Below are 15375 nucleotides of genomic sequence, written 5' to 3'. Positions count from 1 at the left end.
TATAACAAGGAAAAAGATGGCTGGGGAGAGATTTTGTACTTAATCACCGCTAATATTCATTCAAGATAGTCATTCATCCAAACAGAACGTCCATAAAATGAGCCGTTTAACTGAGTTTCTTGAATAAGATATGCACGAAAATACAAATAAAAATTACCATCAGGAGGAGTAGGGTATTGCCAAAATTTATCTAAAGACTGCTGATCAGTAAGCTTAGGTATATTATAAATGGCTCTACCCATCAATTTGGTAGGTTTTTTATGATAAATGGATTGTAGCCCCGTGGTACTATTAACTGTTACCATACCAATGCTGTGCTTAATCAAAGTTGGCAAGTGCATATCACAACCATAAAATACCCGACCCATCAATCCATGTTGTTTAGCCAAATTATCAATAAATATCCGATAATTGCGATGCCCACGGTCTAGCGGGTGGTGCTTAAACACCAAACTGTGTTTGGCATCGGCATGGCTGGCAAAACTTGCCATCACCTCGCTTATGAATTCATGAACATCATCATAATCGCTGTGATGAGTAATTTGTGAATCATTATGTACTTGCAAGGTAACCAAAAAATACGCATGACTTTGCTGACTTTTTAAATATCTTTGTAAACGTTTGTCATGAGCATAATACACAAGCTTACGCCATAAAGCCTTCAGCCAAGCAGTGGCTTCTTGCCACACAGTCATATCACGGTAATGATGATAGTGTGGATAACGCTGTTGCCTAAAATACACCAATATATAATACAAAATGGCCGCCATGATGAGCCGATAAAAACAATTATTTGTATAGATAGGAGATGGATATTTGATTTTTGATAATTGCTTTACCGAATTGACATCAAGTTTAGAATATCCATTGATGCCATGAGCTTCAAAGGTAATATAATCAGGACGCAAATAGCCCTCTTCAAATACAAAAAAAGACACACCAGATTGCCGACAGAATTGGGCAGCTACTGCATGACGAGGACGACAATCGCCAAAACAGACAATGGCATCAATCTGTTGTTCTGCCACTAACCGAGCCAACCAGTCACCAAACTCTGCCACAGTACCAGTATAATCATAAGCAGGTTTGTGCCGATAAAAAAACGCATCACCTGCATTAAAATTAACCTTGCTCACTTGAATGTGCTGGGTATGCAAGAAACTGGCAAAACGATGAAAAAAAATGCCCATCTTACCCTGCAATAATAGCACATGCCGATGGGTTAATAAGGCCTGCATGGCGGTTGTCTTCATTAGATACTTTTGTTATAGAAACATGTAAGTTATATTAGCAGACATACATTTTAAAAATACACGTATGCCTAGAACAGGAGAACAGGAGAACAGGAGAACAGGAGAAATTGTACCACATATTAATATCATTAGATGGCATTATTTACAGTTAAAATACACAATACACATACAACTCAGATATCTTTAATCAGCAATCAGTAATCAGCTAACGCAAACGTTGGCGTAATATCATCAATTGGGTTGCAACTGAGCGCATGGCATTGCGTGATTTATGGGTGGTTGTGCTGATGCCTGTCTTATGCAACGCATCGGCATTATGAGCATACAAATAAGCAATAACTTGCTCTACCTGTGCCAATCCGTAGCCATTTGGCAGTCGATATAAAGGATAATCTATCAGTACCGTATATAGCAGTTGCTCCATGGTCAGTATGGTATTATTGCATGCTTTGTCTCGTTTTTTTTGTCGCCTTGCCAGATAGGCACATTTTGGTGATTGATTGATGTCTTTATCTACCGTTAACCCCCACCCTGCATAAAATGGCAAGCCATAACACACCACTGTTTTTCCACGTAATAACGCTTCAAATCCTGTTTGTGAGCTGATGGTATGCACCTCATCTACCCACATCAAGCAATCATTAATAGAGACATCTGTTGCTACTGCATCTACCAATGACAGCTCTACCTGATGAACCTTTCCCATACGCAACCCCATCTCCACATCAGGATGCGGTTTGTATAATAAATAAGCTTGGGGATTATCTTGTCGTACTCTGGCTATCAAATCTTGATTGGTAGTAATGACTGAGCCACAGTATTTAATGGATAAGTCATCTTCTACCTGTCCAACAATAAGCAGCTTTTTTTGCTTGCTTTGTTTAAGTTGTTGAACCCAAGTATGTTTACTGCCAAGCGATTGCCCCACATTGTATTTGCTCACTTTTTGCTCAAGCAATGTTTGCCAAAGTATCTGTACTCTTGCGGTTTGGTGAGGTGTTAATGGATTACAATTTATTAACAACTCTTCTAAATCAGAAGCAGTGGTGGCATTGTAATAAATACCTTGACCATCAACCACCACAGATAAAGGAGCAAGCAATGTTGCTCCCAGCCCATTGGAGCGGATAAAGCCATCTTCCATGCAATAAATAGTTAATTGTTGGTGGCCATCTTTTGGTTTGATATTTTGTTTAATATTCGCCACTTGTAACCGTTTCTCCATACCCCATACCACTAACGCATCGATATGCTTTGACGACAGAAAATTTATCAATTTTCTGATTATATTAGTGATTGACTGATGTATTAATGGGATTTGCAACATGCTGAATTTGGGGCGATCATGCCACATCAGTTGCACTTGAGTAGAGCAAAAGAAATCCTGAATAAATGGCTTTTTCCATCGGCTAACATGATAGACCAACACGTTTTTTGTTGTTTTTTGAGGTGAAATACGTTGCCATTTGAATTGCCATTGTCGGTTGGTGATTAGCCATGCCATAACTTCCTCAATGCCACATGCTTGAAAACTGGCAGGGTCGGCATATACACTGTAATCTACATAAGCAGCGTAGAATAATTGTTCAACACTCACACTTTGATGATATAAGTTTGGTGTATATAAAGCCGTCCATATTTTTTGTCGCCTTTGTATTACTTCTGCTAACACCACTTGGTTAATATGGCTATCATCAGTCAACCCCCATCCTGCATACCACGCCATGCCATGACAATGTACGGTTTTACCTAACATTAACGCTTCAAAACCCATGTGTGAACTGACGGTATAAACATCACTGACCTGCTCTAACAAGGCAATCGGATTGACTGTATCAGTGATGAGTCTGACCTGTTTAGGTAAATTTTGATTAGCAAAGTATCCACGACCAGCAGGGTGAGCCTTTATCCAAATATGGGCATTGGAATGACGCTGTATGGCGGTGGTTAACATCTTAGCAAAATTATTGGCATCAGCACTTGCCCCAGTAACGGAGGCATCACCTTGCACTTGATCAATCAACAAAATATGACGAACGGTACCAGCAGAATGCTGAACATTGACCAAAGTATCAAGATTGGGGCAAGATAATGTATGGTTATACTTAGATAGCTGATAGGAACAGACAGTTCGAATAAGCTGTTTAGCATATTGCTGATGCTTTTTATCAAACTGATGCAGTCGCTGGACAATAAGCTTTTCAAGACGAGATGATTGGGTTAAATCAAAATAGATGCCTACGTCATCGACCACAAAGCTTGCCCCATAGCGACTGCTAACACCACCATCAAGTGAGCGCAAAAAACCATCTTCAATACTGTATACAGGCATTTGCATCAAATTGGCAATGGTACTGGCTCTCTGGAAACTTTTTTTTCTTCCCCAACCAATAAAACCTTGTGGCTTTGGATTGATCATATGCCAAGGATACCAGCGTTGCAATCGACATCTTAACGCAATGGGCAATAGGACATTATTTTTTAAAATACCATCACCAACCACCGCAAGACACGCTGGTAAATTCAGCTGATGGGTTACATTATAGTCAGTCATGGCATCATTTCTAATGGCAATCACAGGAATAAGCTAACACCATGTTACAAATTTAAGATGACTTTAGCTGCCACTGCCATTTGATAAATAATTTGGGTAATGCCTCGAGCAATCTCCACATGTTTGGTTTTTACTTTTGGTAAAACCATGATTTGGTCGCCTTGTTGGATACGATAAGCAACATTCACTACTTGATTTTCACCATTTTGGTGAATGACTAAAATCTCTTTGGTATTTGCATTATCATCAAAACCACCAGATTTAGCAATATAATCCCCCACTGTTAAATCAGCGTTAAAAGTTAATGCCCCTTGCGACCTGACTTGACCATTGACCATGATTACTGATGTTTGTTCAGGAATTTCGATGACATCACCTTGCTGTAAAATAATATCCTGCCAAGAGTTTGGGACAACCACAACACGCCCATCTGGCTCTATGGTACGTGCTTTAGCAATGAACTGCTTAATCAAATTGGCATCATCTTGTCTCAGAGCCGCTTCTTCTCGAGTGGTTGATTGAGTCGCTAATGTTATTTGCTCTAAGCGGTCTAATGATTTATTTAACAGCCGTTTTTGTTCCTGTTTAACCGACTCACGATAGATAGTTAAATGTGATAGATTAGCCAATGAATTAGGTTGTAATTGTGGCACAACATCTTGTAGTTTAGCCCCATATGGCAGAATCATTGCCCCATTACCCGTATGAGCCCCTACCACTTGTACGGCAATGCTGTCTACATAACGATCAGACGTAATCACCAATTCATCACCATCATAAACAGGCACATTTTTAGCTTCTTTTAAGCCATAGTACTCAGACTTTTTAGCCTTGCCTGAACTACGAGTAATGGCAACATTAGTAGCAGTTGGCTTAGGTTTGACAACATTTAGCACATTATCGATAGTTAGATTATCTAAATCAAACTCAAAAGTATAAGGATTTTGCACTTCACCTAAGACTGTAAACGTTTTATTTTGTGCTCCCACGGTGATGACATCACCATCTTGGAACGAAAATGGCAACAAATTACCCTCTAATAAAAACTCATATAGATTTACCTGTTGCATAACTTGTCCATTACGGCGAATTTGAATATCAATATAGCTACCACGTTTGGGGTCAACGCCACCAGCACGATCAAGATATGACAGCACCGAGTCTGCTGCCAATCCTCCATAATAGCCAGGTTGATTGACAAACCCTGTCACAAACACCTTAACAGGTTGGGCTTGCTCAAGTGATGCATATACTCCTACATTCGCTCGGTAAATACGACTGACAGCGGTATTAACTACCTGTTGTAAGTTACCATTTTGTACCCCTGCCACCTTGACAGGTCCAACATTAGGTAAAAATATGTTACCCTGTGGGTCAACCGTCATGGTTGATGCAAACTGATAAGCCCCCCACATACGCACTTGTACATTATCACCAGGATTGATGACATAACTATTATTAAAAGTAGACCCTGATGTGGTGGCAAATGCCCCACGAAACAACTGCTCACCAAATACCTTGTCTTCAATGCCCACCGTTTGATAAGGATAAACCGTGTTGATTGTTGACTGCGATGGTAAACTGGTAGCACCAATCGCCTCTTGAGAGGCTATTTGGGTTGATACGCCGCTGGTGTTTGGCACAACACTGGCAACATCATACTGACCTACCTGACCATTTTGACGCATATGGTTAGCAAAAGTAGCATAATTAGCACTAGTATAGTTATTAGTGGCTGCTATTTGAGTAGCTGTGGTAGCATTTGCACTAATAGATGGCAGTATCATCAAAGTAGCTGTCCAAGTAACCGCCAATGCCAACGAATAAGAAAAGGTAGTTTCCATAACAATCGCTCGTATGATTAAAACTTTATTGTTCATCAGTTACTATGGTCTCGTATTACCGCCATTAGCAAGCGTACAAACCCATAAAATATTAATAATAAGACCAATGATATCCAAACAATATAAGCTTGTCTGGGATATCGTGCTTCTTGTGCTTCATGCGGAGCAGATAAAACAATGAGATTTTTCATTTTTCTAAAGGCTTCAAGACGTGATTTTTCAAGAGAAGACAAAGCAATTTTGTACAATTCAGCAGCAAACTCAACATCTGCCTTAATACTCTCAAACTGTATTGCCTGACGGTTAAGCTTGGTGGTACTAGGCGAAGTTAGTTTGGCTTTTTCTTCTTCAATCTGTGTCTCAACAGAACTGATTTGACTGCGAATGGATACCACTTGTGGGGCATCTGGATTAAGATAACTAAGCAGTTGTCGTTCTTCTGTACGCAAACTTGCCAGCTGTGCCTGTAGCCCCCCAATCAGCTGATTGATGGTTTGCGCATTAATTTGTGGGTCAAATATTTGGTTTTCATTTTGATAAGTAAGTAAAGCTTGTTTGGATTCATCAAGGCGTTCTTTTGCTTCGTCTAATTGGTCTTGAGCAAATTTCAACTGCTCTTGAGCAATATCTTGAGAGATGGCATTCACAAACTGCTCAGATTCCGATAAGATGGCTTGGTTTAAATCCAATGCAAATTTTGGATTAAAGCCTTCGGTACTGACAGTTAGTATATGAGTTTGTTCATCTAAATCAATATGTACTCGACTTTTAAAGTACTCAAGCAACTCTTCTTGGGTAGCATTGGGGTCAATTTCATAGATAGGATCTGAACCATCGATAAAATATGTCTCACGAAAATGAAAACGACTGTCTAACTTTTTAACCATGTCATTGGATAAGATGAACTCAGTCAGATAATTGGCATCTTCGACACTGGTATTATTCGCTCCGAGCAATGCAGCAATTCCTGTACCCATTGGTACTTGTGCCTCGCTGACTTGTTTAACCACTACATTAGATGTGGACACATATCTTGGATGAGCCATCATCAATACATAAACGATGATGAACACCCACGGAATAATCACCAAGCCAATAAATATAGAGAAGCTGATGATTTTTTTATTTTTTGGCTTGATGGACATGATTTTGATACACCTCTATGGCCTCTTTTGTGTCAGTAAATACCTGTGCAGTTTGGTTCATAAGGACAATGCCGATATCACAATTACGTTCAATATCACCTAAGTTGTGTGATACCACCAAAAATCCAGCTTGCTCTCGTCTGGCTTGTAAAATCTCTTCACTGCGTTTTCTAAAGGCGGCATCACCCACCGCCCCCACTTCATCTAGCATATAATAATCAAAATCAAACGCCAAGCTTAAGCCAAAAGTTAAACGGGCCTTCATGCCCGATGAATAGCTCTTAACAGGCATGTCAAAGTACTTACCTATATCAGCAAACTCTCGCACAAAGTTGATTTTTTCGTCAATAAAATCACTGCTGGAATATAAACGGCATACAAACATCACATTTTGGCGCCCTGTCAAACTGCCTTGAAAACCACCTGCCACGCCCACAGGCCACGAAATGGTTGAGTTTGTCCACACCTCGCCACTATCAGGCTTGTCTAAGCCACAAATGATGCGCAACAAAGTAGATTTACCTGCACCATTACGACCGAGCAAACCCACACTTTGTTTATCTTCAATAACTAAGTTCAAATCTTTAAACAAATAATGGCGACCTTTAGAGGTCATAAAAGATTTGGTGATATGATTAACTTTTATCATAAATTACTACTATTGATTTTATCGACTTCTAATCAAATCTTTTTCACATGCTTTATATAACAATAAACCAGTAAAGTTCATACCAATCATCCATTTTAAGAAGTACACCATATCAATATGATAAGCAGGATAGCTTGGAGATATTGCATGACGCATCATTTCAATATTATGAATAAATGGATTCCACAATAAATAATTTAAATAGGGCTTTGGCACAATATGAATAGAATAAATAATACCAGATGCAAAATAAAGAACTGTAAATATCAAGCCAATAATTTTACTAATTTCACCACCATAAAATCCCACAATCATCAAAATCAATGCCAAACCAAACGAAAATAAAAATAAGCTTAACCAAGCAAACAAAACCATATGTAAATTTGCCAAACTAAATGACACACCAAAAAAAGCAAATATCACAAGCAATAATACAAATGTAAAAAAATAAATGACCAACTCAAGAAAAGAACGGGCAAATATTACATCAAAATGCCGAATATGACGATACATAAGTAGACCTTGATTGGCATCAGCCGCTCCCAATGAGCGATTAGCAATACGCAACATCATTTGAAAAGGCACTAAGCCTACTACCAAAAACTGTTTATAATCCATGCCTGGCAATACCCGTTGCATTAATGTACCAAATATCACAAGATACACCATGACTTGAAACAATACTTCCAAAGGTGCCCATAGATATCCCAAGCGGTAACCACCGAAACGAGTCTGCAGCTCACGCATCAAAAGAGCATGGAACGCTGCACCCATGACCTTTAAGCCACTGCGGTGTTTAACAGGACGATAAGGCGGAAGTTGCACAGACATGAATGGCATCTCATCAACAATGGGTAAATTGGCTCAGTATCATAGCATATTTAACCAAAGCTTTTTAGCCATAAATAAAAAAACCTTTCATTTAGAAAGGTTTTTTACCCATTGACTGATTTACTGATGACATCAAACGTTTACTGTATGACGCTTTGTCATCAATGTATCATCAATATATCATTAATGTGTTTCACGACGTGCCACTAATGGTGACGTCAAGCGATACTTGGTGGCAGCATTTTTTGCGCCTGTGATGCTCATCACAAAGGTCAAAATTGTGCTGATCAACCAAAATAAGCCACCATAAAGAGCGGTTTTGCGCGCAGTGTCTTTTGCTGTTTCAATCGCTTGTGACACTTCTGCTTTAGCAGTGTTAATTTTTTCTTCTGTGCTGACACGCACATCGTTATAAGCTTCCACTGCCGTTTGGCGTACATGCAAGGCCTTTTCTTCACTTAAGCCTTGTGCTTGTAATTTGGCAATCAATTCATCACCTTTTAGCGTCTCTTCAATAGACGCAGCACGAGACTTTAGATGCTCATCAAGATTCTGCCATGTGTCAATGTTCGTAAAATCCATTGCTGATAGACTTTGTACTTCACGATTAACCATTTGCTCAATCACACTGGTGGTGGCATCAATCTCAGTATTATCAAGTTCGGTATTTTTAGCAAGCCAGTTTTGAATGTCTTCACGGCTAACCTTACCCATGGCACTTTGATAAGCAGATTCAATGCGAGAGCTGACTTCATTATTTTGTGTGGCTGCTGTACCACCTGCCACTGCCAAACCACCCACACCACTTGCAACTGAACCTACCACACTGGTCGCACCCGATGCTGTACTGGCCACGGCACTTGATGCCCCTGATAAAATATTGGTGGCACTGTTCATCGCACCATAACTGGTCAACAGCACGATACAGGCTGCTGTTAACATGCCTGTTAGTGCCGCATCTTTTGGCAAAATATCTGTGCCATCGCCAAACAGTGCTTCAGGTGCAGATGCTTTGACAGCAAAAAAACCTGCCACATAAGCACTAATCAATGCCGTGATAATGGCATAAATGCCAGCAGCAATGCCTGCACCACGCAAATCAAGGCTTAAAAAAGACCCAACGATAAGCGATATTGCAAGCATAATCATCGTTACCACAAGTCCCATAATAAGACCTGCAAAAATACCCCGCCATGATGGGCGACGTGCTGGAATGGTCTGTATACTCATATGTGATCATCCTTTTGATTGTTGAGTGACGTACTTCCCTTGCTCAAGCAAGGAGCTTCCTACCGCTAGCGTCTGACGTTCCAGACACAAAATACTCTTGGCTGTATTAAGCCAAATTAAGCTACATTGACTATCTTCTGTCATACGTGGCGTTACAAGCACCACAAGCCCATTGTCTTATTTTACAATTTACTCTATCTTTTGGAATACTGTCGGTTATTTTCCACAGCACGAACAAGTTAAAGTTGGTGGAGAATAACGACCTAATTTATATTTTATTTGTTGCCCAAAAAGCAAATTAAAGTAAATCATAAGCGTTGCTTATCATACTGATTAATTTTGATTTTCTTGTTAAGATTTAGCCAATTAATTGTATGTTAAATATTAATGTATGTTATGTTAAGTAACTGGTCAATTGCTGTGCATACAACAACAATTGACGATGGCCACTTACCAAAAGCTTATGATCAAAAATCTTATGATAGAAAATGATGGGCATAAAAAACCACCCTACGCATAGGATGGCACAATAATAAAACAATGTTTAAATAACACAATCAATTTAAATAAAATAACATCATCAATAAAATCAATATGCTGACTGATATGGTGGCGATGGAGAGACTTGAACTCTCGACCTCACGATTATGAGTCGTGCGCTCTAACCAGCTGAGCTACATCGCCAAAAATCTGAGCAAATTCGCTTCACTTTTAATTAAGGTGGGTATTATGCCCAAGCCATGCCTGTCCGTCAAGCCCAAACTGGCATAAATTCCAAAATTAAGTTTCATGATAAATAATTGGTTGGCAAACCGATAAGCCGGGTTCTGTCATGGACGAACATTCATCTAGGCGTATCGTTACCAATACGCTCAAGCAACCTACCCGTGTCCAACGCGGGCAACGCCATACGGACACCTATTTGGTCTTGCTACGAGTGGAGTTTACCTTGCCATGAGCTGTTACCAGTCATGCGGTGGGCTCTTACCCCACCCTTTCACCCTTACCCCGCTACGTCACAGACATGGCGGGGCGGTCTGCTCTCTGTTGCACTAGTCGTCGGCTTACACCGCCCAGCCGTTAGCTGGCACTCTGCCCTATGTAGCCCGGACTTTCCTCCCTACCGCTTGATGTCATCGTACGGCACAGCGTTCGTCTGGTCTGCCAAGACATCTATTATACTGGCTTTAACACTCACCGTCATGCTTTATTTGCCAGTCGGCTTTATTTGCCAGTCAGTCGTTTAAATTTTGCCATCAGCTCATCTTGAGTTTCAGCATAATCAGGGTCTTTGGGAATACAATCAACAGGACAAATCAGCGCACATTGTGGTTTGTCATGATGCCCAACACATTCGGTACACAGATTGGGATTAATTTCATAAATCAGCTCACCCATATAAATGGCATCATTGGGACAGACAGGCTCGCAGACATCACAGTTGATACATTCATCAGTGATTTTTAATGCCATAGATGACCTCTTATAAAACACGATTTAAAGCATGCTTTTTGTTCAGATGCTTTTTGTTGTTGAGACATTTTTTATTCAGACATTTTGCGTTAGGTTGCTTATTGTTGCAACTTTTGGGCAAATGCCATTTGCACACAGTCAGGGACAAATTGGCTCACATCACCGCCAAGTTTTGCCACTTCTCGCACCAAAGTAGATGACAAATATGAATGGTCTTGTGATGGCGTTAAAAATACCGCTTCAAACTCATCATCTAGCTGACGGTTCATATTAGCAAGCTGAAACTCATATTCAAAATCAGACACTGCCCGCAACCCTCTTAACACCGCTGTCGCTCCCTGCTCACGCATGAACGTCACCAACAGCCCTTCAAAACCCACCACCGACACATTGGCATACTCGGCAAACGCCGTATTCACAAATCCAATGCGTTCTTCTAAGCTAAATGTGGGGCGTTTATGATGCCCTGCTGCCACCGCAATCACCACTTCATCAAACAGTTTGTTGGCTCTTAATACCAAATCGATGTGCCCATTGGTAATGGGGTCAAACGTGCCTGGATACAGCACTTTGGTATAAATAGGCTTGGTATCATCATTGGTATCATTATCATTGGTATCATTATCATTGATATCATTGCTGGATTGGTTCATACAATGGCTCTGCTAAAATGGCTCTGCCTAAAAATAAAACACTTCAACATGCACAACACAACAACAAAAAATGGCGTTGTCGTTAAAACATGCCATGACAATTTGCAAAATTATAGCAAATATCACACTGGCGGTCTTTTTCTGTTATGCTATTAAAAAACATCGCATTAAAACGCATGATGACACACATGGCCACCATAACCACGTGGTGGCATTGATACGTTTGATTCCACGTTGTTTGATGCCACATTTTAGTCATTATGTTTGTGCATCATTTTTATCGTTTATGTTTATCGTTCATTGTGTTTAGTCATCGCCATAAAAGGAAAGGTATTTTATGGGTCTGTGGATCAGCATTGGCATTGTGCTGTTTGTGGTTGGTAGCATCATGGCACTAAAACCCAGTGGCGTAGAACAACGCCTTGATAAATTGCGTATGGGAGCAAGACAAGTTGGGTTAAACCCCAAATTGGTCGCTTGCCCTAACTGGCTGAGGGGGAGAAATGACGAGCTTGGCAAGGGCATGGTGGGGCAATATGGTTTATTGATAGACGGCGTTACTTTGCCACACAGCCGTTATCAAAACATCGACGGACAATGGCGAGTACTGATTGACAATACCCTGACAGGCAATCATGACAATCATCAAATAACTAAAAACACAATTTATGACCAGCAGTTATTTGTGTTGGATAAAACTGCCATTGATTTGCCTGATGTGATTGCCAACCATAGCAAAGGGCTTGAGACAAAAGCCAATCACATCGTACTGTATTGGCAAGATGATGCCTATGTTAAGCCCATCAGCAACCCCACTTATCATGCCAATGCCATCGAATCGGACATGCTTGCCATCAAAACAGCATTACAAACTTGGGCAAAGGTTATAAACCAAGCCCTTTAAGTCAAGCCATTTGACTGATATGGCAGTCAAAGCAAATTGTTCGCCATAGACCATTTTAAAAAATTTCTTGAAAATTCTGGTTGACAGCATCATTAAAACCAAGGTAGCTTTTAAAAGCTTTTTCCCATACCCAACTGACCACTCGGTAAAATTTGACCCTTATGCCAACAAATACCAAACAAAAATCTAGCACAAAACCAACCACTTCTGCCAAAGGCAAATCTTTGGTGATTGTCGAATCGCCCGCTAAAGCCAAAACCATTAATAAATATCTGGGCAGTGACTACATCGTTTGCTCAAGCGTAGGGCATGTGCGAGACTTGCCCACCAGTGGGGGTAAAAAAAACAGCCAATCTAAAGCCAACGACAGCCTCAGCAAAAATCTTACCAAAGAAGAAAAAGCCCACCAAGCCTTGGTCAGACGCATGGGCATTGACCCTGAACATGACTGGCAAGCAGTTTATGAAGTGTTGCCAAACAAGACCAAAGTCATCAAGGAACTCAAATCACTCGCCAAGCATGCCGACACCATTTATCTGGCAACCGACTTAGACAGAGAAGGTGAAGCAATCGCATGGCATTTAAAAGAAGTCATCGGTGGCAGTGATGACAAGTATCAACGAGTGGTGTTTAACGAAATCACCAAATCCGCCATTCAAAATGCCTTTAAGCACCCCACCAAGCTTAACACTGACCGTGTCAATGCCCAACAAGCTCGCCGTTTCTTAGATAGGGTGGTTGGGTTTATGGTATCACCCTTATTGTGGCAAAAAATCGCTCGGGGCTTATCAGCAGGGCGTGTGCAATCGGTTGCCACTCGTTTGGTGGTTGAGCGAGAGCATGACATCAGAGCTTTTATCCCAGAAGAATATTGGCAAATCCATGCCGATACCCATCGTAAAACTGGCAAAAATGCCACTGCCATACGCTTAGAAGCCATCAAACAAGCAGGTAAACCCCTAACACTTGGCAACAAAGAACAAACCGATGCCGTGTTAGCCATACTAAAAAAAGCCGATTACGTGGTTAAAGAGCGAGAAGAAAAACCCACACAGTCCAAGCCGTCGGCCCCTTTTATCACCTCAACGCTACAACAAGCCGCCAGCACTCGCTTGGGATTTTCGGTCAAAAAAACCATGATGCTGGCACAACGACTGTACGAAGCAGGTCACATCACCTACATGCGTACCGACTCAACATTTTTATCCGCCGATGCGTTAGCTGGTGTCAGAGACTATATCCAAGCCAATTTTGGCGACAAATATCTGACCGACAAACCCAACTTTTATGGCAACAAACAAAATGCCCAAGAAGCTCATGAGGCCATTCGCCCATCTGATGTCAAAGTCAAATCCACTCAGCTAAAAGGCATGGAGCGAGATGCCAGCCGATTATATGAACTGATTTGGCGACAGTTTGTGGCGTGTCAAATGCCCCCTGCCAGATACCAATCAGTAACGCTATTGGTTACAGCAGATGACATTGAGCTCAAGGCTCGTGGACGCACCATGACCTTTGACGGCCATACTAAAATTCAACCCCCTGCTAAAAATGACGACACCTTATTGCCTGAAGTCCAAGCAGGCGAACAGCTGATACTAGACAAACTTGACCCCAGCCAGCACTTTACCAAGCCCCCTGCACGCTACACAGAAGCCAGTCTGGTCAAAGAATTAGAAAAACGTGGCATCGGTCGCCCATCTACCTATGCTGCCATCATCTCCACCATACAAGACCGTGGCTATGTCAAGCTAGAAAACAAACGCTTATTTGCCGAAAAAATGGGCGATATCGTTACCAATCGCTTGATTCATAGTTTCCCTGATTTGATGGATTATGCCTTTACCGCAGGGTTAGAAGACAAGCTTGATGACGTTGCCGAAGGGGACAAAGAATACAAAACAGTGCTTGATGAATTCTATGGCGATTTTAAAAACAAACTAGAACACGCCAAACAGCCTAACGGCATGAGACCCAATGACCCCACCGATGTGCCAGACGTGCATTGTGATTTGTGTGGTCGCCCCATGCAACTGAGAACTGGCTCAACAGGCGTATTTTTGGGCTGTACTGGTTACAACCTACCGCCAAAAGAACGCTGTAAAGGCACAAAAAACTTGATGCCTGTCGAAGCCTTTAATCTGCTGGCAGATGCAGACGATGACACCGCTGAAGTCAAAGACTTAATGGAGAAAAAACGCTGTCCCAAATGTGGCACTGCCATGAATGGCTACATCGTCGATGGCGGATTAAAGTTGCACATCTGTGGTAACAACCCTGACTGTGATGGCCATGTACTCGAAGAAGGCAAATTTGAAGTCCCCGGTAGCGATGCACCCACCATCGACTGCGACAAATGTAACGGACAAATGGCACTAAAAACTGGTCGCTTTGGTCCTTATTTTGCTTGCCAAAAATGCGACAACACTCGCAAAGTACTCAAAAATGGCGAACCTGCTCCGCCACGCATGGACCCCATTGACCTGCCTCAGCTTAAATCCAATAAACACGATGACCACTTTATCTTACGTGAAGGGGCAGCGGGGCTATTTTTAGCGGCATCTAAATTTCCTAAAATCCGAGAAACCCGCCCACCCAAACTTGCCGAACTGCGTGGCGTTCAATCACAAATGGAAGATAAATTTCAATATCTGTTCACTGCTCCAGACACTGACCCAGATGATAACCCCACCATTTTGCGTTGGTCTCGCAAAAACCAAGAACAATACATCGGCTCAGAAAATTCCAAGACAGGCAAAGCCACCAAATTCACCCTTGTGTATCGTCAAGGTAAATGGATTGAAGAGTGACATGATGGCTAATGGGTTATTGGCAGTTA

At 41.4% G+C, this 15375-nt stretch carries 11 protein-coding genes, 1 tRNA gene and 1 other RNA gene; 2 read left to right on the top strand and 11 right to left on the bottom strand.

All coding sequences use genetic code 11. The features are described from left to right. Window positions 1-56: 56 nt before the first annotated feature. The 11 genes from WDM69_RS00660 to coaD form a co-directional block, all read right to left on the bottom strand. Window positions 57-1238, bottom strand: coding sequence for a capsule biosynthesis protein (locus tag WDM69_RS00660; RefSeq protein WP_240494909.1), 1182 nt, complete (start codon window positions 1236-1238; stop codon window positions 57-59). Between the two features lie 220 nt (window positions 1239-1458). Further along, window positions 1459-3807 carry a capsular polysaccharide biosynthesis protein gene (locus WDM69_RS00655; protein ID WP_143823317.1) on the bottom strand — a complete coding sequence of 783 codons (2349 nt, stop codon included), beginning with the start codon at window positions 3805-3807 and terminating at the stop codon, window positions 1459-1461. 44 nt (window positions 3808-3851) lie between these two features. After that, window positions 3852-5651 carry a polysaccharide biosynthesis/export family protein gene (locus WDM69_RS00650; protein ID WP_240494910.1) on the bottom strand — a complete coding sequence of 600 codons (1800 nt, stop codon included), beginning with the start codon at window positions 5649-5651 and terminating at the stop codon, window positions 3852-3854. Between the two features lie 35 nt (window positions 5652-5686). Further along, window positions 5687-6796, bottom strand: coding sequence for a capsule biosynthesis protein (locus WDM69_RS00645; RefSeq protein ID WP_169832907.1), 1110 nt, complete (start codon window positions 6794-6796; stop codon window positions 5687-5689). Beyond that, window positions 6774-7445, bottom strand: coding sequence for an ABC transporter ATP-binding protein (locus tag WDM69_RS00640; protein ID WP_078307667.1), 672 nt, complete (start codon window positions 7443-7445; stop codon window positions 6774-6776). Before WDM69_RS00640 ends, WDM69_RS00645 begins: the two co-directional genes overlap by 23 nt. Window positions 7446-7463: 18 nt before the next feature. Further along, window positions 7464-8219 (bottom strand): ABC transporter permease, encoded by a 756-nt coding sequence (locus WDM69_RS00635; protein WP_240494911.1) that lies wholly within the window; start codon window positions 8217-8219, stop codon window positions 7464-7466. A 240-nt stretch (window positions 8220-8459) separates the two neighbouring features. Beyond that, a complete protein-coding gene (locus WDM69_RS00630; RefSeq protein WP_078307669.1) occupies window positions 8460-9506 on the bottom strand; it encodes a hypothetical protein in 1047 nt (348 codons plus the stop codon). A 607-nt stretch (window positions 9507-10113) separates the two neighbouring features. Next, window positions 10114-10190 (bottom strand) — tRNA-Met (locus WDM69_RS00625). A gap of 116 nt (window positions 10191-10306) precedes the next feature. Next, window positions 10307-10674, bottom strand: an RNA gene (rnpB, locus tag WDM69_RS00620) — RNase P RNA component class A. A gap of 56 nt (window positions 10675-10730) precedes the next feature. Continuing rightward, window positions 10731-10979 (bottom strand): YfhL family 4Fe-4S dicluster ferredoxin, encoded by a 249-nt coding sequence (locus tag WDM69_RS00615; protein WP_078307671.1) that lies wholly within the window; start codon window positions 10977-10979, stop codon window positions 10731-10733. 98 nt (window positions 10980-11077) lie between these two features. After that, on the bottom strand, window positions 11078-11632 hold the full coding sequence (gene coaD / locus WDM69_RS00610) for a pantetheine-phosphate adenylyltransferase (RefSeq protein WP_338755476.1): 555 nt from the start codon (window positions 11630-11632) through the stop codon (window positions 11078-11080). 337 nt (window positions 11633-11969) lie between these two features. Here coaD and WDM69_RS00605 point away from each other — a divergent pair, with 337 nt between their 5' ends. Both WDM69_RS00605 and topA read left to right on the top strand, forming a co-directional pair. Beyond that, window positions 11970-12536, top strand: a complete 567-nt coding sequence (locus WDM69_RS00605) for a hypothetical protein (protein WP_078307673.1) — start codon at window positions 11970-11972, stop codon at window positions 12534-12536. 161 nt (window positions 12537-12697) lie between these two features. Beyond that, entirely contained in the window at window positions 12698-15346 is a 2649-nt protein-coding gene (topA, locus tag WDM69_RS00600; protein ID WP_078307675.1) for a type I DNA topoisomerase, read from the top strand. The last annotated feature ends 29 nt before the right edge of the window (window positions 15347-15375 follow it).

The sequence above is a fragment of the Lwoffella lincolnii genome (assembly GCF_037201985.1).
GTDB classification, from domain to species: Bacteria; Pseudomonadota; Gammaproteobacteria; order Pseudomonadales; family Moraxellaceae; genus Psychrobacter; species Psychrobacter lincolnii.
The sequence above is the reverse complement of the archived record's forward strand: the minus strand, read 5'-3'. Positions and strand labels throughout refer to the sequence as shown.

Coding starts and splice junctions, on each gene's coding strand:
- WDM69_RS00660 (WP_240494909.1), bottom strand. CDS start 1,238: ATGCAGGCCTTATTAACCCATCGGCATGTGCTATTATTGCAGGGTAAG.
- WDM69_RS00655 (WP_143823317.1), bottom strand. CDS start 3,807: ATGACTGACTATAATGTAACCCATCAGCTGAATTTACCAGCGTGTCTT.
- WDM69_RS00650 (WP_240494910.1), bottom strand. CDS start 5,651: ATGGAAACTACCTTTTCTTATTCGTTGGCATTGGCGGTTACTTGGACA.
- WDM69_RS00645 (WP_169832907.1), bottom strand. CDS start 6,796: ATGTCCATCAAGCCAAAAAATAAAAAAATCATCAGCTTCTCTATATTT.
- WDM69_RS00640 (WP_078307667.1), bottom strand. CDS start 7,445: ATGATAAAAGTTAATCATATCACCAAATCTTTTATGACCTCTAAAGGT.
- WDM69_RS00635 (WP_240494911.1), bottom strand. CDS start 8,219: ATGGGTGCAGCGTTCCATGCTCTTTTGATGCGTGAGCTGCAGACTCGT.
- WDM69_RS00630 (WP_078307669.1), bottom strand. CDS start 9,506: ATGAGTATACAGACCATTCCAGCACGTCGCCCATCATGGCGGGGTATT.
- WDM69_RS00615 (WP_078307671.1), bottom strand. CDS start 10,979: ATGGCATTAAAAATCACTGATGAATGTATCAACTGTGATGTCTGCGAG.
- coaD (WP_338755476.1), bottom strand. CDS start 11,632: ATGAACCAATCCAGCAATGATATCAATGATAATGATACCAATGATAAT.
- WDM69_RS00605 (WP_078307673.1), top strand. CDS start 11,970: ATGGGTCTGTGGATCAGCATTGGCATTGTGCTGTTTGTGGTTGGTAGC.
- topA (WP_078307675.1), top strand. CDS start 12,698: ATGCCAACAAATACCAAACAAAAATCTAGCACAAAACCAACCACTTCT.